The sequence below is a fragment of the Shimia sagamensis genome (assembly GCF_900182745.1).
In the GTDB taxonomy this organism is placed as follows: Bacteria; Pseudomonadota; Alphaproteobacteria; order Rhodobacterales; family Rhodobacteraceae; genus Shimia; species Shimia sagamensis.
In genome coordinates, this window is the sequence record NZ_FXTY01000005.1 from 210,601 (window position 1) to 230,235 (window position 19,635).

20 protein-coding genes are annotated in these 19,635 nt (G+C 58.8%); 8 read left to right on the forward strand and 12 right to left on the reverse strand.

The genetic code is table 11. From position 1 onward, the window contains the following. Nucleotides 1-9 precede the first annotated feature (9 nt). The 3 genes from QOL67_RS14170 (at nt 10) to QOL67_RS14180 (ending at nt 3,100) form a co-directional block, all read left to right on the forward strand. Nucleotides 10-1,422, forward strand: a complete 1,413-nt coding sequence (locus QOL67_RS14170; protein ID WP_283426626.1) for a PepSY-associated TM helix domain-containing protein — start codon at nt 10-12, stop codon at nt 1,420-1,422. Between the two features lie 48 nt (nt 1,423-1,470). Continuing rightward, the gene (locus tag QOL67_RS14175; protein WP_283426627.1) at nt 1,471-2,283 is read left to right on the forward strand and encodes an NAD(P)-dependent oxidoreductase; all 813 of its coding nucleotides are present in this window, start codon (nt 1,471-1,473) and stop codon (nt 2,281-2,283) included. Between the two features lie 121 nt (nt 2,284-2,404). Continuing rightward, a complete protein-coding gene (locus QOL67_RS14180) occupies nt 2,405-3,100 on the forward strand; it encodes a CDP-alcohol phosphatidyltransferase family protein (RefSeq protein ID WP_283426628.1) in 696 nt (231 codons plus the stop codon). Here QOL67_RS14180 and QOL67_RS14185 read toward each other — a convergent pair whose 3' ends face one another. Continuing rightward, on the reverse strand, nt 3,101-3,553 hold the full coding sequence (locus QOL67_RS14185) for a methylated-DNA--[protein]-cysteine S-methyltransferase (RefSeq protein WP_283426629.1): 453 nt from the start codon (nt 3,551-3,553) through the stop codon (nt 3,101-3,103). It abuts the gene before it with no gap. 73 nt (nt 3,554-3,626) lie between these two features. Beyond that, nucleotides 3,627-6,533: an isoleucine--tRNA ligase gene (gene ileS, locus QOL67_RS14190; protein ID WP_283426630.1), complete on the reverse strand. Its 2,907-nt coding sequence runs from the start codon at nt 6,531-6,533 to the stop codon at nt 3,627-3,629. 231 nt (nt 6,534-6,764) lie between these two features. On the opposite strand from ileS, the gene QOL67_RS14195 reads away from it, so the two are divergent. Further along, nucleotides 6,765-7,172, forward strand: coding sequence for a group III truncated hemoglobin (locus QOL67_RS14195; RefSeq protein ID WP_283426631.1), 408 nt, complete (start codon nt 6,765-6,767; stop codon nt 7,170-7,172). Nucleotides 7,173-7,271: 99 nt separating this feature from the next. Here QOL67_RS14195 and QOL67_RS14200 read toward each other — a convergent pair whose 3' ends face one another. The 4 genes from QOL67_RS14200 to QOL67_RS14215 are packed head-to-tail and all read right to left on the reverse strand — an operon-like array spanning nt 7,272 to nt 10,914. Beyond that, nucleotides 7,272-7,988: a VIT1/CCC1 transporter family protein gene (locus QOL67_RS14200; protein ID WP_283426632.1), complete on the reverse strand. Its 717-nt coding sequence runs from the start codon at nt 7,986-7,988 to the stop codon at nt 7,272-7,274. Nucleotides 7,989-8,048: 60 nt separating this feature from the next. After that, on the reverse strand, nt 8,049-9,053 hold the full coding sequence (locus QOL67_RS14205; RefSeq protein WP_283426633.1) for a YcjF family protein: 1,005 nt from the start codon (nt 9,051-9,053) through the stop codon (nt 8,049-8,051). Continuing rightward, nucleotides 9,050-9,505 (reverse strand): GNAT family N-acetyltransferase, encoded by a 456-nt coding sequence (locus QOL67_RS14210; protein WP_283426634.1) that lies wholly within the window; start codon nt 9,503-9,505, stop codon nt 9,050-9,052. The genes QOL67_RS14205 and QOL67_RS14210 overlap by 4 nt, the downstream gene beginning before the upstream one ends. Beyond that, entirely contained in the window at nt 9,502-10,914 is a 1,413-nt protein-coding gene (locus QOL67_RS14215) for a YcjX family GTP-binding protein (RefSeq protein ID WP_283426635.1), read from the reverse strand. The genes QOL67_RS14210 and QOL67_RS14215 overlap by 4 nt, the downstream gene beginning before the upstream one ends. Before the next feature lie 108 nt (nt 10,915-11,022). Between QOL67_RS14215 and truA the strand changes: the two genes are divergently transcribed. Further along, the gene (gene truA, locus QOL67_RS14220; RefSeq protein WP_283426636.1) at nt 11,023-11,790 is read left to right on the forward strand and encodes a tRNA pseudouridine(38-40) synthase TruA; all 768 of its coding nucleotides are present in this window, start codon (nt 11,023-11,025) and stop codon (nt 11,788-11,790) included. A 184-nt stretch (nt 11,791-11,974) separates the two neighbouring features. Further along, entirely contained in the window at nt 11,975-13,096 is a 1,122-nt protein-coding gene (locus QOL67_RS14225) for a beta-ketoacyl-ACP synthase III (protein ID WP_283426637.1), read from the forward strand. A gap of 399 nt (nt 13,097-13,495) precedes the next feature. Here QOL67_RS14225 and QOL67_RS14230 read toward each other — a convergent pair whose 3' ends face one another. Beyond that, nucleotides 13,496-14,377, reverse strand: coding sequence for a helix-turn-helix transcriptional regulator (locus QOL67_RS14230; protein ID WP_283426638.1), 882 nt, complete (start codon nt 14,375-14,377; stop codon nt 13,496-13,498). Between the two features lie 3 nt (nt 14,378-14,380). After that, a complete protein-coding gene (locus QOL67_RS14235) occupies nt 14,381-14,839 on the reverse strand; it encodes a hypothetical protein (protein WP_283426853.1) in 459 nt (152 codons plus the stop codon). Between the two features lie 420 nt (nt 14,840-15,259). Between QOL67_RS14235 and QOL67_RS14240 the strand changes: the two genes are divergently transcribed. Continuing rightward, nucleotides 15,260-15,850, forward strand: a complete 591-nt coding sequence (locus tag QOL67_RS14240; protein WP_283426854.1) for a thymidine kinase — start codon at nt 15,260-15,262, stop codon at nt 15,848-15,850. A gap of 64 nt (nt 15,851-15,914) precedes the next feature. Here QOL67_RS14240 and QOL67_RS14245 read toward each other — a convergent pair whose 3' ends face one another. The 4 genes from QOL67_RS14245 to QOL67_RS14260 are packed head-to-tail and all read right to left on the reverse strand — an operon-like array spanning nt 15,915 to nt 18,546. Further along, on the reverse strand, nt 15,915-16,868 hold the full coding sequence (locus QOL67_RS14245) for a 2-hydroxyacid dehydrogenase (RefSeq protein ID WP_283426639.1): 954 nt from the start codon (nt 16,866-16,868) through the stop codon (nt 15,915-15,917). Further along, nucleotides 16,865-17,206, reverse strand: a complete 342-nt coding sequence (locus QOL67_RS14250) for a tRNA-binding protein (RefSeq protein ID WP_283426640.1) — start codon at nt 17,204-17,206, stop codon at nt 16,865-16,867. Before QOL67_RS14250 ends, QOL67_RS14245 begins: the two co-directional genes overlap by 4 nt. Next, nucleotides 17,199-18,014, reverse strand: a complete 816-nt coding sequence (gene proC, locus QOL67_RS14255; protein WP_283426641.1) for a pyrroline-5-carboxylate reductase — start codon at nt 18,012-18,014, stop codon at nt 17,199-17,201. The genes QOL67_RS14250 and proC overlap by 8 nt, the downstream gene beginning before the upstream one ends. Before the next feature lie 31 nt (nt 18,015-18,045). Next, nucleotides 18,046-18,546 (reverse strand): type III secretion system chaperone family protein, encoded by a 501-nt coding sequence (locus tag QOL67_RS14260; protein ID WP_283426642.1) that lies wholly within the window; start codon nt 18,544-18,546, stop codon nt 18,046-18,048. A 254-nt stretch (nt 18,547-18,800) separates the two neighbouring features. Here QOL67_RS14260 and QOL67_RS14265 point away from each other — a divergent pair, with 254 nt between their 5' ends. Then, on the forward strand, nt 18,801-19,634 hold the full coding sequence (locus tag QOL67_RS14265; protein ID WP_283426643.1) for a PhzF family phenazine biosynthesis protein: 834 nt from the start codon (nt 18,801-18,803) through the stop codon (nt 19,632-19,634). Nucleotide 19,635 lies beyond the last annotated feature (1 nt).

Below are 19,635 nucleotides of genomic sequence, written 5' to 3' on the forward strand. Positions count from 1 at the left end.
GTTTATCCCATGGCCAAGGACAGCCAATTTGCCGACGTGCGCACAGAGCAACCCAGCGCAACGTCTCTTTCTCAAAAACTCTATTTCGCCGCCTGGCGCTGGCATTTCTACGCCGCGCTTTATGTGGTGCCGTTCATGATCATGCTGGCCGTGACCGGTTTGATGATGATGTTCATCACCCAGTTTGACGGGCGCGATGGCGAAAAGATCGCCGTCACCCCACAAAGCACCGCGTTAAGCGTCACGGACCAAGCCGCCGCCGCCACATCCGCGGTGCCCGGTGACGTGGTCGAATACATCGGCCCCAAATCCGATGCGCTCGCCACCGTGTTCCGCATCAACACCGGCGACACTCACCAGATGGTGGCCGTAAACCCCTACACTGGCGATGTGCTGGGCAATTGGGACCGCCGCACCGGCTGGTATGATTTTGCCGACAATGTGCACGGCTCGCTTTTGCTGGGGGATACCGGCGACCGTTTGATTGAAATCGCAGCAGGCCTTGGCCTCGTGCTGGTACTGACTGGTCTCTACCTGTGGTGGCCGCGCGGTGGCGACACCTCGGTGTTTATCCCAAACCTCAAAGCCCGTGGTCGCACACTTTGGAAAAGCCTGCACGCGGTCACCGGGTTCTGGATCTCTGCCTTGCTGGTGGTTTTCCTGATCTCTGGTTTGGCTTGGGCCGGCATCTGGGGTGGCAAATACGTTCAGGCCTGGTCCACCTTCCCGGCGGAGAAGTGGAACGACGTGCCCCTGTCAGACAGCACCCACGCCAGCATGAACCACGGCAACCAAAACGATGTGCCTTGGGCGCTGGAACAAACGCCTATGCCTGCCTCCGGCTCTGATGTGGGTGTGACCGGCACTGCGGAAGGCGCGCCAGTTGATCTTAACAGCCTCGTGGCCTTGGGCCGCGACCTGGGTCTCAAAGGCCGCTTCCGAGTCGCTTATCCACGCGATGAAACCGGCGTTTGGACCATCAACCAAGACAGCATGAGTGGCGACAGCGCGACCCCAACGATTGATGCAACCATTCACGTGGATCAATACACCGGCAAAATCCTCGCCGAAGTCCGTTTTGCAGACTATTCGGTCGCGGGCAAATCCATGGCGGTGGGCATTCCGCTGCATATGGGCCTTATGGGGCTGTGGAACCTGCTCTTGAACACCGTGTTCTGCCTCTTGGTGATCTTTGTCTGTGTCTCCGGCGTGGTCATGTGGCTCAAACGCCGCCCGTCCAAGGCTATGCGACTGGCCGCGCCTCCCGCGCCAGCGGACATGCCCCTGTTCAAAGGCGTGCTGTTGATTGCGGCCTTGCTCTCTGTGGCTTTCCCGCTGGTTGGCGTGACCCTGCTGGCTGTGCTGGCATTTGACGTGTTAGTGGTGGGCAACATCCCCGCGCTCAAACGCGCTTTGTCCTAACCCTCCCGCCCCGTCCGCACCGGTGGGCGGGGCACTTTTGGAGAGCACATGAACCTCACAGGAATTGGTGTCGCAGGTTGCGGCCGGATGGGCGCGCCAATGTTGGCTGCCCTGCGCTCTGCCGGATTTGACGCCACAGGTTTTGACGTGCGTCCACCCGCAGACTTTGGCGACCTTACCCCACATATGCGAACCCTAGAAGGCTTCCGCAACGACCTGCGCATTCTCATCACCGTAGTACGCGACATCACCCAAACCGACGACGTGCTGTTTGGTGCACAAAACCTCATCCACACCGCGCCCAACCTGCAAACCGTGATCGTCTCCTCCACACTCTCACCCAAATATGTGCGTGCCCTACGCGACCGCGTGCCAGATCACATCACCCTGATTGACGCGCCCATGTCCGGCGCTGCCATTGCCGCAGAAGAAGCCCGCCTGTCTTTCATGCTGGGCGGCGACACCGACGCGCTCAAACAACACCAACCGCTGTTTGACGCCATGGGGGCGCACTTCCACCACATGGGCAACTACGGCGCAGGCATGCAGGTCAAGGTGCTCAACAACTTGCTCGCCGCCTCCAACACCGCCATGACGCGCTTGGTACTTGACTGGGCAGATCAGGCTGGCATTGACGAAGACGCGCTGCTCAATCTGATCCACACCTCCTCAGGCCAGAACTGGCTGGCTTCCGGGTTCACCAATATCGAATTTGCCCGCGATGGCTGGGACGCGGACAACACCATTGGCATCCTGACCAAAGACGTGGCCTCCGCACTCGATGCCGCCCCTGACGATGCCGACACCACGCTGCCGGAAACTGTGCGCCAGGCAATCTTTGCGCTCAAACCACGACCCTAGCACGCACCTCTTCATTTGACCAAAAGTATCCCCGCCGGAGGCTCCCGTCCGTGCACCCCTCATTCCGCAGCAGGGGCGCACAACCGTTGCACTCATGCGGCAATTCCGGCATGACACCCCCATGAACATTCGTACCCGCGCCCTCGCCGTCCATCTCCTCACCGCCACGGGCGCAGTCTTTGCCATGTTGGCCATGCTGGCCGCTGTAGACGGCAAATGGAGCCTGATGTTCCTTTGGCTGGTGGTGGCCTTTTTTGTGGATGGCATCGACGGGCCTTTGGCGCGTCACTACCACGTGAAGAAAAACGCGCCGGAGTTTGACGGGGTTCTGCTCGACCTGATCATCGACTATCTGACCTATGTTTTCATCCCGGCCTATGCGCTGTTCAAATCCGGGCTTATGGACGGCTGGACCGGCTGGTTTGCGATCATCATCATCACCTTTGCCTCCGCGCTCTACTTCGCGGATACGCGCATGAAAACCAAAGACAATTCCTTCTCCGGCTTCCCCGGCTGCTGGAACATGCTGGTGATTGTGATCTTTGCGGTGGAGCCCAACTTCTGGGTCAGCCTCGCGCTTGTGACCGTGCTTGCTGTCACCATGTTCCTGCCGATCAAATTTGTGCACCCCACCCGCACCGAACGCTGGCGGTTTGTCACCTTCCCAATGGCCTTGGGCTGGACCTTCTTTGCCGGTTGGGCCGCCTGGGTGGATTTCCATCCGGAAAGCTGGGCGCATTGGGGGCTGGTTGCCACCTCGGTCTACCTGACGCTCGCAGGTGCCGCGCAGCAGCTCATCTACCGCGAAACGCTTTGATTAGATTAGCAAGCCGCCAGCCCGCTCGTGTTTGAGCAACCAAACCTTGGTCTCCACACCGCCAAGACCGGAAAATCCACCGAGCCCGTTTGCGCCTAACACACGGTGGCAGGGAATGATCACCGGGATGGGATTGCCGCCACAGCCTTGCCCTATCGCTTGCGCCGGCACACCCAGGTCTTTGGACAACTCGCCATAGGTGCGGGTTTCCCCAAGCGGGATCGCCAACATGGCGTCACAGACACGTTGTTGAAACGCGGACGCCTCCACCTTCAGGGGCAGATCAAATCCCTGCACGGGGTCGTCAAAATACGCCAGCAACTGCGTAGCGGCTTCGCGCAACAGAGGCGTATCATCAACACCGCCGCTCTCCCATTCGGCGCGCACAATCGCGCCGTCCTTCTCGCAAAGGGTCATCGGGCCGGTCGGCGTGTCTACGGTCAACTTCAACATGACGCCACACTGCCCAAGCAAAAGGCGCCCCGCAAGCGGGACGCCTCAGAATGCGCATCATTTGGAGCGCAAATTAGCTCAATGCGTCGTTACACCGACCACAGACACCGGCGTGGCTGTGCTGGCCCACATCCGGCAGGATTTTCCAGCACCGCTGGCATTTCTCACCATCGGCTTTTTCAAACACCACACCCACACCTTCAATTTCCGGCAGGCGGAAAGCTTCGGCAGGCATCGGGTCGTTGCTCACCTCGATGGTGGAAGTGATACAGATGTCGGCAAAGTTCACCGATTTCAGCGCCGCAACCACATCCGCGTCACGCACGTGCACAACTGGTGCCGCCTCAAGCGACGCGCCAATCACTTTGTCCGTCCGCTGGATTTCCAATGCGGCGGTCACAACACGGCGCACATCGCGCACCCCAGCCCATTTTGCGGCCAACGGCTCGTTGAGCCAATCCGCAGGAGTCTCAGGGAAGTCGATCAGGTGCACAGAGCTGTCATCACCCGGGAAGCGCTCCAGCCAGACCTCTTCCATAGTGAACACCATCACCGGCGCCAACCAAGTGGTCAGACGGTGGAACAGGATGTCGAGCACGGTACGCGTCGCGCGGCGGTTCAGCGTGTCGCCGTCACAATAGAGCGCGTCTTTGCGCACATCGAAGTAGAAGGCTGACAGCTCTACCGTGGCAAAGTTCAAGACCGACGACACAACCCCTTGGAAGTTGAACTCCGCATAGCCTTTGCGCACTTGCTGATCGAGCTCTGCCAAACGGTGCAGCACCCAACGTTCCAACTCCGGCATATCGGCCGCGTCCACACGGTCGGCTTCGGTGAACTCAGAGAGCGATCCGAGCATAAACCGCATGGTGTTGCGCAGACGGCGATAGCTGTCCGCCACACCTTTCAGGATCTCCGGACCAATGCGCTGATCTGCGGTGTAGTCGGTTTGCGCCACCCACAGGCGCAGGATATCTGCACCGTACTGCTGCACGATCTTCTCTGGCACAATGGTGTTGCCCAAGGACTTGGACATCTTGTTGCCTTTGGCGTCCAGCGTGAAGCCGTGCGTCACAACATTGCGGTAGGGCGCGTGGCCTTTGGTGCCACAGGCCTGCAGCAGCGAGCTGTGGAACCAACCCCGGTGCTGATCGGTGCCTTCCATGTAGACGTCGGCAATGCCGTCGGCCACGCCGTCCTCACGGTCGCGCAGCACAAACGCGTGGGTGGAACCTGAATCGAACCACACGTCGAGCACGTCAAACACCTGCTCCCATTCATCGGCACTGTAGCCGTCGCCCAGGAAGCGCTCTTTGGCACCATCCATGTACCAGCAATCCGCACCCTCTTCTTCAAAGGCCGCTTTCACACGGGCGTTCACCTCAGGATCACGCAGCAGAAAGCCTTCGTCGGTTGGCAGCAGGCCCTTTTTGACAAAACAGGTCAGCGGCACGCCCCAGGCACGTTGACGCGACAGCACCCAATCCGGGCGGTCTTCGATCATCGAGTACAGACGGTTGCGACCCTTTTGCGGAGTCCATTTCACCAGCTCATCAATCGAGCGCAGCGCGCGTTCGCGGATGCTGTCGCCCATCTCGCTTTTGCCGTCATCCAGCTTGCGATCTACAGACGCAAACCACTGGGGCGTGTTGCGATAGATGATCGGCGCTTTGGAACGCCAGCTGTGCGGATAGCTGTGCTTGATCTTGCCACGCGCCAGCAGGCCGCCAACTTCGACCAGCTTTTCGATAATCTTTTTGTTGGCGTCGCCTTCCTTGCCCTTGCGGTTCAGGATGTAAGTGCCACCAAAGAACGGCAGCTCTTTACGGAAGCCCCCATCGTCCATGACGTTGTATGTCAGAACCTGCTCCAGCATGCCCAGATCACGGTAGAGTTCAAATTCCTCCATACCGTGAGACGGCGCACAATGCACAAAACCGGTGCCTTCAGTGTCGGTCACAAACGACGCCGCGCGGAAATCGCGCAGATCATCCCATTCGCCTTCGCCACCCTCTGCGCCATGCAGCGGGTGCTTCAAGTCCAGACCGGACAGTTCGTCAGCAGAAACATCACGCACGCGGGTCCACATGTCTGCGTCCAGACGCGCGCGTGTCATCACATCGCCGGCAAGATTGTCAGCCAGCAAGAAGCGGTCACCAACATTGGCCCAGCTTTCTTCTGGCGTGCCAGTGACTTCATAGAGGCCATACGCAATGTCCGCACCATACACGACCGCCTTGTTGGACGGGATTGTCCAAGGCGTCGTGGTCCAGATCACAACCTGCGCATCTTTCAGATCGCTGTCTTCGTTGGCGACCTTAAACTTCACCCAAATCGTGAAGCTCTCTTTGTCGTGGTATTCCACCTCAGCCTCGGCCAGCGCGGTTTTCTCCACCGGCGACCACATCACAGGCTTGGAACCCTGATAGAGCGTGCCGTTCATCAGGAACTTCATGAACTCATCGGCAATGACGGCCTCGGCGTGATAGTCCATGGTGATGTAGGGATCAGGCCAGTTGCCGGTGATGCCCAGGCGTTTGAATTCCTCACGCTGGATGTCGATCCAGCCTTCCGCAAACTTGCGGCATTCCTGGCGGAACTCAACAATATCAACCGCGTCTTTGTCTTTGCCTTTTTTGCGGTACTGCTCCTCGATCTTCCACTCGATTGGAAGCCCGTGACAGTCCCAGCCCGGCACATAGCGCGCATCGCGGCCCATCATCTGATGGGAGCGTACAATCATGTCTTTGATGGTTTTGTTCAGCGCGTGACCGATATGCAGGTGGCCGTTGGCATAGGGCGGACCGTCATGCAGGATAAACGGCTCGCGGCCTTCTTTCTCACGCAGGCGGTCATACACGCCCATCTTTTCCCAACGCTCCAGCCACGCGGGCTCGCGCTTGGGCAACCCAGCGCGCATTGGAAAATCGGTTTTAGGCAGGTTCAAGGTTTGTTTGTATTCAGGTGTTTCGGCACACATCTGTCCGGTCCTTCTCGGGCGGTCTTAGCGGAAAATCGAGGGGCGGCGCGGCAGTCCATGCGCCTTGTCCCGGCGGCTCGTAGGTTCAGAGCGCCGGGCTGATAATTCGAATAATAATTGCGAATATCTGCGTCATAAGCGCCTTATAGGGCGCTCTGTGCATATGGTAAAGCGGCGATGCTTGTCGCCGGCGCACCGATCCCCTATCTCTCCCGCAACAGGGAGAGACCTATGGCACCACTGCCCCCCAAATTTGATGTGACCCGCGACGAGATCGCTCGGGTTGTGGCCGCGTTTTACGAAATGGTGCGGCAGCATCCCGGCTTGGGGCCGGTCTTTGCTGTGCATATTGAAGATTGGCCCAAGCATGAGGCTAAAATTGTGAATTTCTGGGCCAACGCGATCCTGTATGAGCGCTCCTATGATGGCAATCCGCTGAAGGTACACCGCGACGCAGGCAATGTGCGGCCGGGTATGTTTGATGCGTGGTTGGGGTTGTTTGATCTGACCCTGCGCACTGAGCTGCGCCCGGATCAGGCCGCCGCATGGTCCGCGCTGGCGCATCGCATCGGACGTAGCCTACGCGCGGGTGTTGTGGAACAGATGAAGGGCCCCGGCGGCGTGCCGATTCTAAGATAACAAATGGTGCCGTGCTGCAAGCACGGAACGCGCCCGACCCTCCCCACGGGAGGGCGCTTTCAGCCCCCACCCAGGGTCAGGCGCCTCCCTCAGCGATTTTCATCCTCCGTTGAACAAACTGCCCACCCCATAGGCGATCGCCGCTGCCACACCGCCAATCGCAAGTGTCTCCAACCCAGAGCGCCACCACGGATCCAGCGACCACTTGGCTTTCATTGCACCGATGCAAAAGAAGGTGGCGCAGGTCAGTACAGCTGACACCCGAAACGCCTCGGGCACACCAAACAAAAACGGCAAAAGCGGGATCAGCCCCGCAACCAGGAACGCCAGAAACGTTGCAATCGCCGCCCGATTTGGGTGCGGATCAACTCCTGCCAGCCCGTATTCGCCCTCCAGCATCAACTGAACCGCCGCTTCTTCCTTGGCAAGAATGGCATCAGTCGCCGCTTCCAGCACTGCGCCGTCTAACCCCTTCAGCCGCAAAATCTCGCGGATTTCCCGCCGCTCGCCGCGCGGATGCTCCAGCAGATGCCGCTTCTCCACCGCCCGCAAACGCTTGGCGTCGTCCAGTTCCGCCTTGGTCCCCAGAAAGTTGCCCGCCGCCATGGAAAACCCGTCCGCAAGCACATTGGCAATGCCAAGCGCCACAATCACAAACGGCGACAATCCAGCCCCGGCCACACCCGCCACAATCGCAAAGGTCGTCACCGACCCGTCAATGCCGCCATAAACGACGTCACGCAAAAGCCCCCGCCCCGGCGGGTTTGCGATCCGATTTTCGATCTCTTTCTGGCTATGCCCATGGGACTGGCTCATACCGCAAGCCTATCAGGTGCCGCCCCCCATGTATTTGCGCCCAATCAAATGGCGGCCGGTTTACACCCCGCTTTCACTCTTTGAAAACAGCCCGGTCAGCGCCCGCTTCACCAAGCCCGCCACCGAGGGCCGACGCCCCACACCAAACGGCAGTGGACGGCATACCTCCATCGCGGCGACGCCAACCCGCGCGGTCAATGCGCCATTGACCAGTCCTTCCCCAAAGCGACGGCTCAGCTTCGCCAAAGCCCCGCCACCTGCGATGGTCCCAATCAGGTCATCGCCCGCGGCCACAGCGCCGGTGGCCACCAAATGTGTCATCACCGCGCGAAACAGCCGCCAGCTGCCCAGTGTGCCTGAGCGCCCACCGTAAATCTCCGCAATCCGCCGGATCATGCGAATGTTGGACGTCAAAGCCGCAACCACATCCGCCAACGCCAACGGCACCAAGGCCGTAACAGCCGCCACTTGCCGCGCCGCCGCCTCGACCTCGCGCTGCGCTGCCTGATCCAGCGGTGTCATCAATTCACGCTCCGCCAAAGCCATCAACGCATCCGCATCCAGCACGTCATTGCTATGCTTGGCCAAGCTGTCCCGCCCCCAGGCGAGATCCTCGCGCCCGCGATAGAACCGCAAAAGCTCGTCAACAATGTCCCGCGCCTGCCCCATCTCGTGGCTCTGCGTTGCCGTATCCGCCCGCGCCTTCAAGCCGTCCACCCGCTTAAGCCGGGCCAGTCCGGCCAGCTCTTTCAGAATGATCAGCAGCGCCAGCAAAAGCGCCGCCCCGCCAATCGCCGTCACGGCCCAGCCGAGGTATTGATTGCGCGCCACCATGCCTGTGGCAAAATCCCAGGCCGCCATAGACACAGCGGCACTCAAAAACATCCCAACCAGCGCCCAGAACCACCGCGTCAACCGGCTTGGCTTACGCGCCGCCAACTGCGCCGCCACCTGCATGGCCTGCCCGCTTGGCGCAGGCGCATGTAGCTCCGGCACCGGCGCAGCCTCCGCCACCTCCGGCGCCGCCTGATCCTCAAGCTCAATCAAAACCGGTCCGTTGGTCATTGGCTCATCTCCTGCGCTCTGCGCCACACAAACCTTATGTCCGGCAACTTCTCATCGTTGCCTGCGCCATCGGTAACCTCTTCCACCACAAAGCCGTGACGTTCATAAAACCGCCGTGCGCCCTCATTGTTCTGAAAACACCAAAGCTGGAGCGCATCACGCCCAACGCTGGCCTCGGCCAGCAACGCACGCCCGATCCCACGGTCCCGCGCCTCCGGCGCCAAATACAACGCCGTAACCCAATCCTTGTCCCGCGCCAGAAAGCCAGTCACCTCCCCTGCCTCCTCAGCCACCCAGCAATCCGTCGCTTTCGTTAAGTGCCCACAGAACGCTTCTGTATCTGCCAGTGTATGTAGGACTGGCATCCAGGGCGTGTCCTCCAACCAGCTTTGCAGGATTGCCGCCATCTCTTTGGCATCGCCTTCTTCTGCTTCTCGCAGCGCAACACTCACAACATATCTCCAATCAAAAACTGCGCCGCACGGTCCATCCGGATATGGGGCGGCCCATCTCCAGGCCGCAACGTGTTCGCCGCAGGGGCAAACTTCATCACCTGATAGTCCTGCTCAAGCCACTTTTCCGCGCCGTCTTTGGCCGGGTTCAGCAGCGCGTTGGCATCCAGCGGCAAAGCGCCCGGATAAAACGCCGCCTGCCGCCCATCCTCCAACAAACGCCCCCGTACACAGTTCAGCTTATGCCCCTCGTGCGTCACGGTCTCCTCCACTGTGGCCCGCAACGACGCCAAGGAAAGCGCCTCAGTGCTGGCACCGGCAAACTGCGCCCGATCCGCCGCCTCTCGCGTCAACGCCTGCATGATGTTGGTCAATTGCGGGTGCTGGCTGTGGTGCAAGTGATCCGCCTTGGTCGCCGCAAACAGGATTTTCTCCACCCGCTTGCCCATCAACAACCGTCTCAGAAACGCATTCCGTCCAGGTCGGAACGCCGCCAGCGTATCCGCCAGCCCCCCGCGCATATCCTCCACCGCGCGCGGCCCCGCATGGATCGCACCCAAGACATCTACCAAAACCACCTGCCTGTCGATCCGTGCAAAATGATCGCGGAAAAACGGCTTTACGACCTGCGCCTTATAAGCCTCAAACCGCTTCTCAAAGGTCCGCCACATAGACCGCCGCACCGGCTTTCCCACCGCGGCCAAAGGCGCAAAAGTCAACACGGGCGAGCCTGCCAAGTCGCCGGGCAACAAAAACCGCCCGGGTGTGCAATCGGAATACCCCGCGCCCCGCGCCGCGTGCAGATACTCGGTAAAAGCCGCCGCCAAGGCCTGCGCTTTTGGCTCATCCAACTCCGCCGCGCCATCCATGGCTGCCACCAGCCCTAGATACTCCGCCGCCTCGTCACGCCCAGCAATGCGGTCCAAAACCTCCGCACTCCACTGCGCAAAACTTTTGTCCATCAAGCCAAGGTCCAGCAGCCACTCCCCAGGATAGTCGACAATATCCAGATGCACCGTGCGGGCGCCCTGAAGTCCGGACAACAGCCCATTGGGCCGCACCCGCAGAGACACCCGCATTTCGCTGATTGCCCGCGTACTGTCCGGCCAATGCGGCGTTTGCCCGGTCATCGCTGCCAAGTGGGTCTCAAAATCAAATCGCGGCACAAGGTCATCCGGCTGCGGCTGCAAAAACGCCGCTTCAATGCGGCCTTCGGCATTGGCCACCAGCTGCGGCATCCGCCCACGATCGAGCAAATTAGCCACCAAGGAGGTGATAAACACCGTCTTGCCGGACCGTGCCAAGCCGGTCACACCCAGCCGCACCACCGGCTCAAACACGCCCGTGACGCTGTCAGTGACCGCTTCGATTTGACGGGCCACCCCGTCTGCAAGTGTGGAAATGACCAAGCTTTTGGCCCCTTTACATGGTTCGCCTTCAACCTATGCGCGGCCCAGCGTCATTTCCAGTGGGCAGAAAGGCTTCAATTTCCCCGCCCGATGGGCTATCGCACGCCCATGCCCAGATACGCCTTGCAAGTTGAATACCACGGAGCCCCTTTTGCCGGATGGCAAAGGCAGGCAGACCAACCTTCTGTGCAAGGCGCGATTGAGGCTGCCTTGGCCAAATTGGAGCCCCGCGAGCACACCATTGCTGCTGCGGGCCGCACCGACGCAGGCGTACATGGCTTGGCGCAAGTGGCGCATTGCGACATGGAAAAGGATTGGGACCCGTTTCGCCTCTCAGAAGCGTTGAACTTTCAGCTCAAACCAGCCCCCGTGGCGATCACCAACTGCGCCAAAGTCGCCGATGACTGGCACGCGCGGTTCTCGGCCACCGAACGCCGCTACCTGTTCCGCATCCTGATGCGCCGTGCCCCGGCCACCCATCAGGCCGGATTGGTCTGGCAGGTCAAACATGATCTGGACCCCGAGGCCATGCAGGCCGGGGCGGATCGCCTGATTGGCAACCACGACTTTACCACCTTCCGCAGCTCGATCTGTCAGGCCGCCAGTCCACAAAAAACCCTCGACGCGTTGCGCATCGAGCACATCGACACCATAGGCGGTCCGGAAATCCACTTCCACGTCCGCGCCCGCTCGTTCCTGCACAATCAGGTGCGCAGCTTTGTCGGCACTTTGGAACGGGTTGGCGCGGGCACTTGGTCCCCCGACGATGTGACCGCTGCGCTGGAGGCCCGCGACCGCGCCGCTTGTGGCCCGGTCTGCCCGCCACAAGGTTTGTACCTGGCAGGCGTCACCTACCCGGACGCGCCTTTCCTTTAAGCCAATTTCTCATTCCCCAAATATCTCGGGGGTGCGCTTGCGGCTGCAAGCAAGGGGCTGGCCCCTTGCTCCCTCGCAGATCAGCGAAACAAGGCCGACGCCGGATCTGCCCTAGGGGAAACTCTTGACCTTTTGGCGTAAATACCGCCTAGCTGCGCCCCACCAGAACTTTGTGAGGCCAAGTATGTTTAAGCCTGCCATCACCGGCACCGGTGTTTTCACCCCCGAGCAGATCATCACCAACGACGAGCTTGTGGAAGCCTTCAACGCTTACGCGGACAGGATGAACGCGGAGAACGCCGAGGCGATTGCCGCAGGCGACATGGAGGCACTGCCACACTCCTCCAGCGAATTCATTTTTAAGGCCTCCGGCATCGAACAGCGCCATGTTCTGGACAAAAAAGGTGTGCTCAACCCAGAGGTCATGCACCCGCAACTACGCCAACGCAGCGATGACGAACCCGGTGTGATGACTGAAATGGCATTGGATGCCTGCACAAAAGCCCTCGCCAAAGCTGGTATTGACGCCTCCGAAATCGATCTGGTGATCTGTGCCGCCTCCAACATGGAACGCGCCTACCCGGCCGTGGCCATTGAAATTCAAAAAGAATTGGGTGCTGGCGGCTTTGCCTTTGACATGAACGTCGCCTGTTCCTCCGCCACCTTTGGTCTACAAGCTGCCGCCGACATGATCCGCTCAGGCTCCGTGCGCAAAGCTATCGTGGTGAACCCGGAAATTTGCTCCGGCCATTTGGAGTGGCGCGACCGCGATTGTCACTTCATTTTTGGCGATGTCTGCACAGCAACGGTGATTGAGCGCGATGAGGACGCCAAAGGCGACTACTTCGAGATCATCTCCACCCGTTGTGCCACACAATTCTCCAACAACATCCGCAATAACAATGGTTTCCTGCGCCGCTCCCGCCCGGATGGCGTGGTCGACCGTCGTGACATGCAGTTCATGCAAAACGGCCGCAAAGTGTTCAAAGAGGTGGTGCCCATGGTCTCTGCCCACATGTTGGCTCACATTGAGGCCGAAGGGGTGGCGCCAGACAACCTGCGTCGCCTCTGGCTGCATCAGGCCAACAAGTCGATGAACGACTTCATTGGCAAAAAGGTGCTTGGCCGCACGCCAGATGCAGATGAGCAACCAAACATCCTGCAGGACTACGCCAACACGTCGTCTGCTGGCTCTATCATCGCTTTCTCCAAGTATTCCGATGATTTGGCCCCCGGAGACTACGGTGTGATTTGCTCTTTTGGTGCCGGATATTCTGTAGGATCCGTGCTGTTGAAGCGTCATTAACAGGCGAACGATTCGAATTTCTCGGTATGCCGCGGTGCACAGACTGTAATTTTTAACAGTTAATCCAATAAAACCTATCGTAATTGGCAGCTATCGTAACGATGGTTGCTAAGTTGTGCACAAGAGACAGCCAGACCAATTTGCGCTAGCATGGTCTTTGGAGGGAGCCGTTGTCTCGTCGTGATGCTTCCCCAGGCATTCTGAGACAATGGGTTCGAGAGGTGATTTTCTACTGATCCCCTTCTACTCTGCGCTGTCCCGTGCGGAGGTTTGTATGCACACCCGTGCACTTTTTTCCCTAAAGGTCTTTTCATGACGCTAGGGTGGCCCAGATCACTGGGCCACCTTATTTTTTGGTGCCCTTGGTTTTTGATTGCACAGCCTCTTGTTTCGCGGCCTCTATTGTCTCCGATGCCGGTACCGGGTCTTGCCCATTGTCGGCACTCCCATTTCCACCAGGATGCTGCCATCATCGTCACTCATGCGATGCAATGGGTGCTCGACCAGCCCTGCGCTCATCGCCAAAGCCGCCAAATCAGCCCGATTGGACAGGCCGGTTTTACTCAGGATATTGTTCATTCGCTGCCGCACGGCGGACACAGACACGCCCAACCGCTCCGCTATCACCTTATCCTGCAACCCAGCACCAATCATCTCAAGCAGCTCACGCTGTTTGTCGGATATCTTATTCCGGTCGGTAAATTCTGCAGCAAAATGGCCATGATAGGCTTGGTGTCCCATGGTCGCGACCGCTTGTAGAACCCAGCCATGAGTCTGAATGATGTGCTTCATCTCCCGCTTGCTGTGGTCCCCACAAAAGGTGATCAGCCCCGCCTGCGGGGGCGCGTGCCATCGCAACGGGATGGAAAATCCCGCGCGTATGCCGCGCCGCGCCGCCTCTTGCAGCACAACATGGCGCGCCTCTGGCATGTGATGGTATTCGTCGACAAATTCGATCCCCACGGCAACCGGCGTGAGATGGTGCACCGCATGCGTTCGGAAGTAACTCCACTTTGAGACATCCGGGTCTTCATTCACCTTATTCAGCCAGGTGCTGTCATATGACGTGCGAATGAAGAGCGTCTTTTTCCAATCCGCAAAATTACTCGCAGAAATGAAATCAATGTAGGGCAGATTCAATGTCCGCCCCACCTCAACAATTAGGGTCCACACCTCCGCCGAGCTCTGCGTGGTTTCCAGATCCACCAGAAACCCTTGCAGCAGCTCCGGAATGTGGCGTTCGGCCTGTAAAAGTGGCCGACGCCGGGAGGGGTCGCGCATGGCTTAGACCGATTCTTCTTCCAGATGCAGCTTCATGTCCACAAGCACCTGCTGCAACGCCACGGTTTCGCGCAAAAGGCGCTTGGCTTCATTCATGGTGATAATGCCGTCTTCGATAGACTGGTTGTATTCGCCCATCAACATCGCAAACCGCTGGCTCAAAGCGATCACGTCAGAGTTGACTCCACCTTTGTCCGCAGAATTGCGCCGCCGGTTGTCATGGCTCAATGAGTTGCCCTTGAGCTCCGCCAGAGCTGCTGTGACATGTGGATAAGACGCGGCCTCTTCCAATGCGGCAACCGCGTCAATTGGCATAAACCGATCCGCGTGTTCGTCATGACTGGAATAATAACGGCCCAGCGTGGCCTTGGATTTCCCGGTCAGCTCACAAGCTGCCTCAATTCCTACGTCTTTAACCAAAGCCTCGGAGTGCTTCTTTAGATAGCTGTCCACCACGCTCATATGCTTAATTCCCAAACCGTACATTAAGTGGCCTCCCCCCAAAAATGCGCGGTCTGACGCCCGAGGGGGAAAGCGGTCTTTCTTTTCCCATACATCGCTTACCCCGAATTTGGCATTTGAGAAAGACCGGATGCATTACATCCGACTGTGAGTGACTCGGATACTTATCCGAACGTATTAGTTTCCGGCGGGTGGGGCCGGACCCAGGAAAGCGGTGTGTGATCTGTCACTCACATTCCGCTGGCCATTTGGCCACGCGACCCGGCCTCATCATCCCCATGGCAATGCCACGATGTGACGGGTCGCGTTTCACATTTAAGATGCTCAAACCGAGACCCCAATACGACGCTTCAAATTTTCCGCAACGATCTGAGCAGCACAGCCTTGATCCCCACAGCAAATGCGGATTATCACGCGGCCATGGCCAAACTTTACTACAACTACTCCACCATGAACGCCGGCAAATCGACTTTGCTTTTGCAGGCATCTTACAACTACCGCGAGCGCGGCATGGACACCTACTTGCTGACGGCTCAATTGGATAGCCGCGCGGGGGAAGGCCACATTGCCTCCCGCATCGGAATTTCTGACAAAGCGGATACGTTTGATGCCAACTCCAACCTGCTCGACACCATCAAGACCAGACTAACAAAAGGGCCTGTGGCCTGTGTGTTCATTGATGAAGCGCAGTTTTTGAACGAGGATCAGGTCTGGCAATTGGCCCGCGCAGTGGACGACCTAAAAGTGCCGGTCATGTGTTACGGGCTGCGCGTCGACTTCCAAGGCAAACTTTTTCCTGGCTCCGCCGCGCTTTTGGCTCTGGCAGATGAAATGCGCGAAGTGCGCACCATTTGTCATTGCGGCAAGAAAGCCACCATGGTTGTGCGCCAAGACGAACACGGCAATGTGCTTCAAGAAGGCGCACAGGTGCAGATTGGTGGCAATGAAAGCTATGTGTCGCTGTGCCGCCGCCATTGGCGCAAAGCCATGGGCGACACGCCTGAGGCATGATCTTTTCCGCAGGACCGGACCAGCCTCAGCCTAACGGAGAGGTTTCAGGCCACTTGACCTAAGATCAGACCAGATTGGGCGGGGTTTCCCCTTGCTCATAGGCCAACAGGTTGCCCACTGCCATCAGCCCCATTTGCGTGCGAATTTCCAAAGCTGCAGTGCCGAGATGCGGCAACAAAGTAACGTTGTCGAGCTTGCGCAGCGCATCTGGAACACGCGGCTCAAATTCATAGACGTCCAGACCCGCGCCACCAATTTCGTTGTTTTGCAACGCCGCAACCAAGGCACTTTCCTTGACCACTTCGCCGCGGGAAATATTGATGAAATGCGCATGGCTTTGCATGACGCCAAAGATCTCCGCATCAAACAAATGTTGGGTCTCCGCCCCGCCTGGCACTGCCGCAACCAGCACATCCACCTGCGCCGCCAAAGCGCTTAGGCTCTCTAGGCGTTCTGCCGCAAAGGGCAGGTCTTTTTCTGAGCGGTTCCAGTATTTCACCGCCATGCCAAAGCCATAATGACAGCGTTGCGCAATCGCCTGTCCAATGCGCCCCATGCCAGCAATGCCGACGGTTTTACCGCTCACATGCATGCCCAACATCTGGGTTGGGTGCCAGCCCTTCCACTGACCGGCGCGCACCAGACGCTCCCCTTCACCAGCCCGCCGCGCACTCATCAAGATCAAGGTCATGGCCACATCTGCCGTGGCATCGGTCACAGCCCCCGGAGTGTTGCTCACCAACACGTTGGCCTTGGCCGCCGCTTCAACATTGATGTGGTTGTAGCCCACACCAAAATTGGCAAGCAGCTTACACCGCGGCGCAGAAACATCCGCAAACACCTGCGCATCAAAGGCATCCCCCAACGAGGGCAGGACCAAATCAAAATTGCGCAGCGCATCCCGCAACTCGTCGCTCTGCATCGGCATATTATTCAGGCGCACCGTGGTCTGAAAGGCCCCACGGGCTTTCTCCAAAACCGCATCTGGCAGTGGGCGTGTGATCAAAAGGCTTTTCAATGTAGGCGTCCTCCATTTGGGACCGGCCCATCCGGGCCTATCAAAGAAATTTCACCGGTGTCATCCGGCAGTCCAAGCACCAGCACCTCGGACATGAATTTTCCGATTTGCCGCGGTGGGAAATTCACCACAGCCAGCACTTGTTTGCCCACCAAGGAGGCGGGATCGTAGTTGGCGGTGATCTGCGCGGACGTCTTGCGTGTGCCAAGCTGCTCACCAAAATCCACCCAAAGTTTGATCGCCGGTTTGCGCGCCTCTGGAAAAGGCTCCGCCTGCACAACCGTCCCGACACGCACGTCGACCTTCAAAAAATCGTCAAAGTCGATTTCATCAGTCATTGCCCAGCTCCCGGCTGCGCTCTGCGGCCGCACCCACGGTTTTGATCATCAGCGGCGGCAATCCGTCCGACGTGTCCATCAACACCTCCAACCCCGCCTGCGTGGTGCCATTTGGGCTGGTCACGTTCACACGCAACTGTTCCGGCGTTTCATCCGCCACCTCTGCCAGCGCACCCGCACCGGCCACCGTGGCTTTGGCCAATGCCATGGACAGCTCCGGGGACAAGCCCTGCGCTTCACCAGCCGCAGCCATGCATTCAATCATATGGAAAACATAGGCAGGCCCAGAGCCGCTCAAGCCAGTGACCGCGTCCATCTGACCTTCGTTGTCCAAGCGCACAACCTGCCCCACCGCTTTTAACAAGCCTTCGGATGCATCCAGCCCAGCTGCGCCCGCCGGGGCATTCCCGACAATTGCCGTGATGCCTTTGCCCACCGCTGCGGGCGTGTTGGGCATGGCACGCACAATCGGTGTCTGCGCCCCCAGAATGTCTTCATATGTGGCAATCGACACGCCCGCCGCGACAGACACAAACAACGTCTCACCATTGCCCATCGCCGCCAAAACCGGCAGCGCACCCGCCATCATCTGCGGCTTCACAGCAATCAACACAATCGCAGGAGCCGTTGGCAAATCGGCGTTCACATGCACGCCGCTGCCTTGCACCCAGTCACTTGGATAGGGGTCTTGCACCCACACGCTGCTGGCAGGCAATCCATCCGCCAACCAACCTTGCAGCATGGCAGATCCCATCTTGCCACAGCCCAAAAGTACCAGACCGCGTTTGGCCACATCTGTGATGTTCATGAAAGCCCCCTCTGTTCCTCAGGGGCAAGTGTTACGCCCGCCCGTAGGCCTCTGCAATGGCAACTTGCATTGCATCTTTCACAGTTCTCTCACCCCAGACCACAAGCTGAAACGCCGGGTAAAACCGCTCGGAATTCTGAATGGCTTCACGGATCAACGCATCAATTTGATCCGGGCTGGCAACCTGTCCGCCGGCGAGTACCAAACCATAGCGATAGATCATCAGCTGCTGTTTGCCCCAATAGGTAAACGCCCCCGCCCAGCACTCATCGTTTACGGCATTCAGGGTCTCATAAAGCGCGGGCAGCCGCTCCTTGGGCGGCTGTGCTTCGTGCGAACACACAAGCTTCAACGTCTCATCATACGCAGACCAGGCCAAGGTGATGGAATAGGTCTTCCACTGGCCTTCCACTTCCATGGCAATCTGATCGTCCGCAATGCGCTCAAAGGTCCAGTCCCGCACCCCGGCAATATGCTCGACAATGTCGATCGGGTGCAGATCTTCCTCGAGAAACTGCTCGGATAATGCCATGGCGCCACCTCTTTTTGTTATCGCGGTGAGGGAGTGGCAGCTCCCTAACGCTTGGTGTCTGCTCTAAGACCTGTGGATAAGTCCACATTCATTACAACATATGGTGGTGGGCCAAGACTCGCCTGTAAAGCAAAATATCTGTGGATAACGCAATAAGTTGTGGATTAAACTAAGTTACACACAAGTTTCCGCCCTTGGGTCGGAGACCCAAGGAGAGACTTTCTCAAATCCTCCCCAATCCAAGTGATGATGCCATGACCGCTGTATTTCCGTTTTCCCAAGTTGATGTGTTTTCTGATCACACCAGTTTCGGCAACCCATTGGCCGTGGTGGCGGATGCAGAACGGCTGGAGCAAACCCAGATGGCGCAGTTGAGCCATTGGACCAATCTCAGCGAAACCTGTTTTCTATTGCATCCGACAGACGAGGCTGCCGACTACCGCGTGCGCATTTTTACGCCACTGCAAGAACTGCCGTTTGCCGGTCATCCAACCCTTGGCGCCTGTCACGTCTGGCTGGCCCAAGGAGGGCAGCCACAGGGCGACGACGTGGTGCAACAATGCGGCGCCGGTCTGATCCACATTCGCCGCGACACCGGGCGGCTGTTTTTCTGTGCCCCACCTTTGCGACACAGCGGTCCGCTTGAGACCGACTTAAGCGCACGTGTCGCTGCTGCGCTTGATTTATCGCCGTCAGACGTTGAAGCCGCCGCATGGGTCGACAACGGCCCCGGCTGGGCTGCGCTCCTGCTGAAGGACCGCCAAACGCTGCTGCAAGCCAAACCAGACTATGCGGCCCTCAAAGGCATGCGCATTGGATTGGTGGCCCCGGTGGGCGAAACAGGTCACGGATTTGACTTCGAAGTCCGCGCCTTCTCCGCGGGGGGCTTCGAAGATCCCGTCACTGGCAGCCTCAACGCCGGCATCGCACAATGGCTGCTGGCCGACGGCATTGCCGACGGAAACTATATCGCGGCCCAGGGCACGCTTCTCGGCCGCAAAGGCCGGGTGCATGTTCATCAAGACGGCGGTGATATTTGGGTTGGCGGCGCAGTGCAGGACGGCATTACCGGCACACTCACCCTCTGAG

Excerpts from the sequence above, each read along its gene's own strand:
- QOL67_RS14230 (WP_283426638.1), bottom strand. The coding sequence starts at position 14,377 with ATGCGCGACCCCTCCCGGCGTCGGCCACTTTTACAGGCCGAACGCCAC.
- QOL67_RS14240 (WP_283426854.1), top strand. The coding sequence starts at position 15,260 with ATGGCCAAACTTTACTACAACTACTCCACCATGAACGCCGGCAAATCG.
- QOL67_RS14170 (WP_283426626.1), top strand. The coding sequence starts at position 10 with ATGGCCAAGGACAGCCAATTTGCCGACGTGCGCACAGAGCAACCCAGC.
- proC (WP_283426641.1), bottom strand. The coding sequence starts at position 18,014 with ATGAACATCACAGATGTGGCCAAACGCGGTCTGGTACTTTTGGGCTGT.
- QOL67_RS14200 (WP_283426632.1), bottom strand. The coding sequence starts at position 7,988 with ATGAGCCAGTCCCATGGGCATAGCCAGAAAGAGATCGAAAATCGGATC.
- QOL67_RS14180 (WP_283426628.1), top strand. The coding sequence starts at position 2,405 with ATGAACATTCGTACCCGCGCCCTCGCCGTCCATCTCCTCACCGCCACG.
- QOL67_RS14235 (WP_283426853.1), bottom strand. The coding sequence starts at position 14,839 with ATGAGCGTGGTGGACAGCTATCTAAAGAAGCACTCCGAGGCTTTGGTT.
- QOL67_RS14265 (WP_283426643.1), top strand. The coding sequence starts at position 18,801 with ATGACCGCTGTATTTCCGTTTTCCCAAGTTGATGTGTTTTCTGATCAC.
- truA (WP_283426636.1), top strand. The coding sequence starts at position 11,023 with ATGCCCAGATACGCCTTGCAAGTTGAATACCACGGAGCCCCTTTTGCC.
- QOL67_RS14205 (WP_283426633.1), bottom strand. The coding sequence starts at position 9,053 with ATGACCAACGGACCGGTTTTGATTGAGCTTGAGGATCAGGCGGCGCCG.
- QOL67_RS14225 (WP_283426637.1), top strand. The coding sequence starts at position 11,975 with ATGTTTAAGCCTGCCATCACCGGCACCGGTGTTTTCACCCCCGAGCAG.
- QOL67_RS14195 (WP_283426631.1), top strand. The coding sequence starts at position 6,765 with ATGGCACCACTGCCCCCCAAATTTGATGTGACCCGCGACGAGATCGCT.
- QOL67_RS14250 (WP_283426640.1), bottom strand. The coding sequence starts at position 17,206 with ATGACTGATGAAATCGACTTTGACGATTTTTTGAAGGTCGACGTGCGT.
- QOL67_RS14260 (WP_283426642.1), bottom strand. The coding sequence starts at position 18,546 with ATGGCATTATCCGAGCAGTTTCTCGAGGAAGATCTGCACCCGATCGAC.
- QOL67_RS14185 (WP_283426629.1), bottom strand. The coding sequence starts at position 3,553 with ATGTTGAAGTTGACCGTAGACACGCCGACCGGCCCGATGACCCTTTGC.
- ileS (WP_283426630.1), bottom strand. The coding sequence starts at position 6,533 with ATGTGTGCCGAAACACCTGAATACAAACAAACCTTGAACCTGCCTAAA.
- QOL67_RS14175 (WP_283426627.1), top strand. The coding sequence starts at position 1,471 with ATGAACCTCACAGGAATTGGTGTCGCAGGTTGCGGCCGGATGGGCGCG.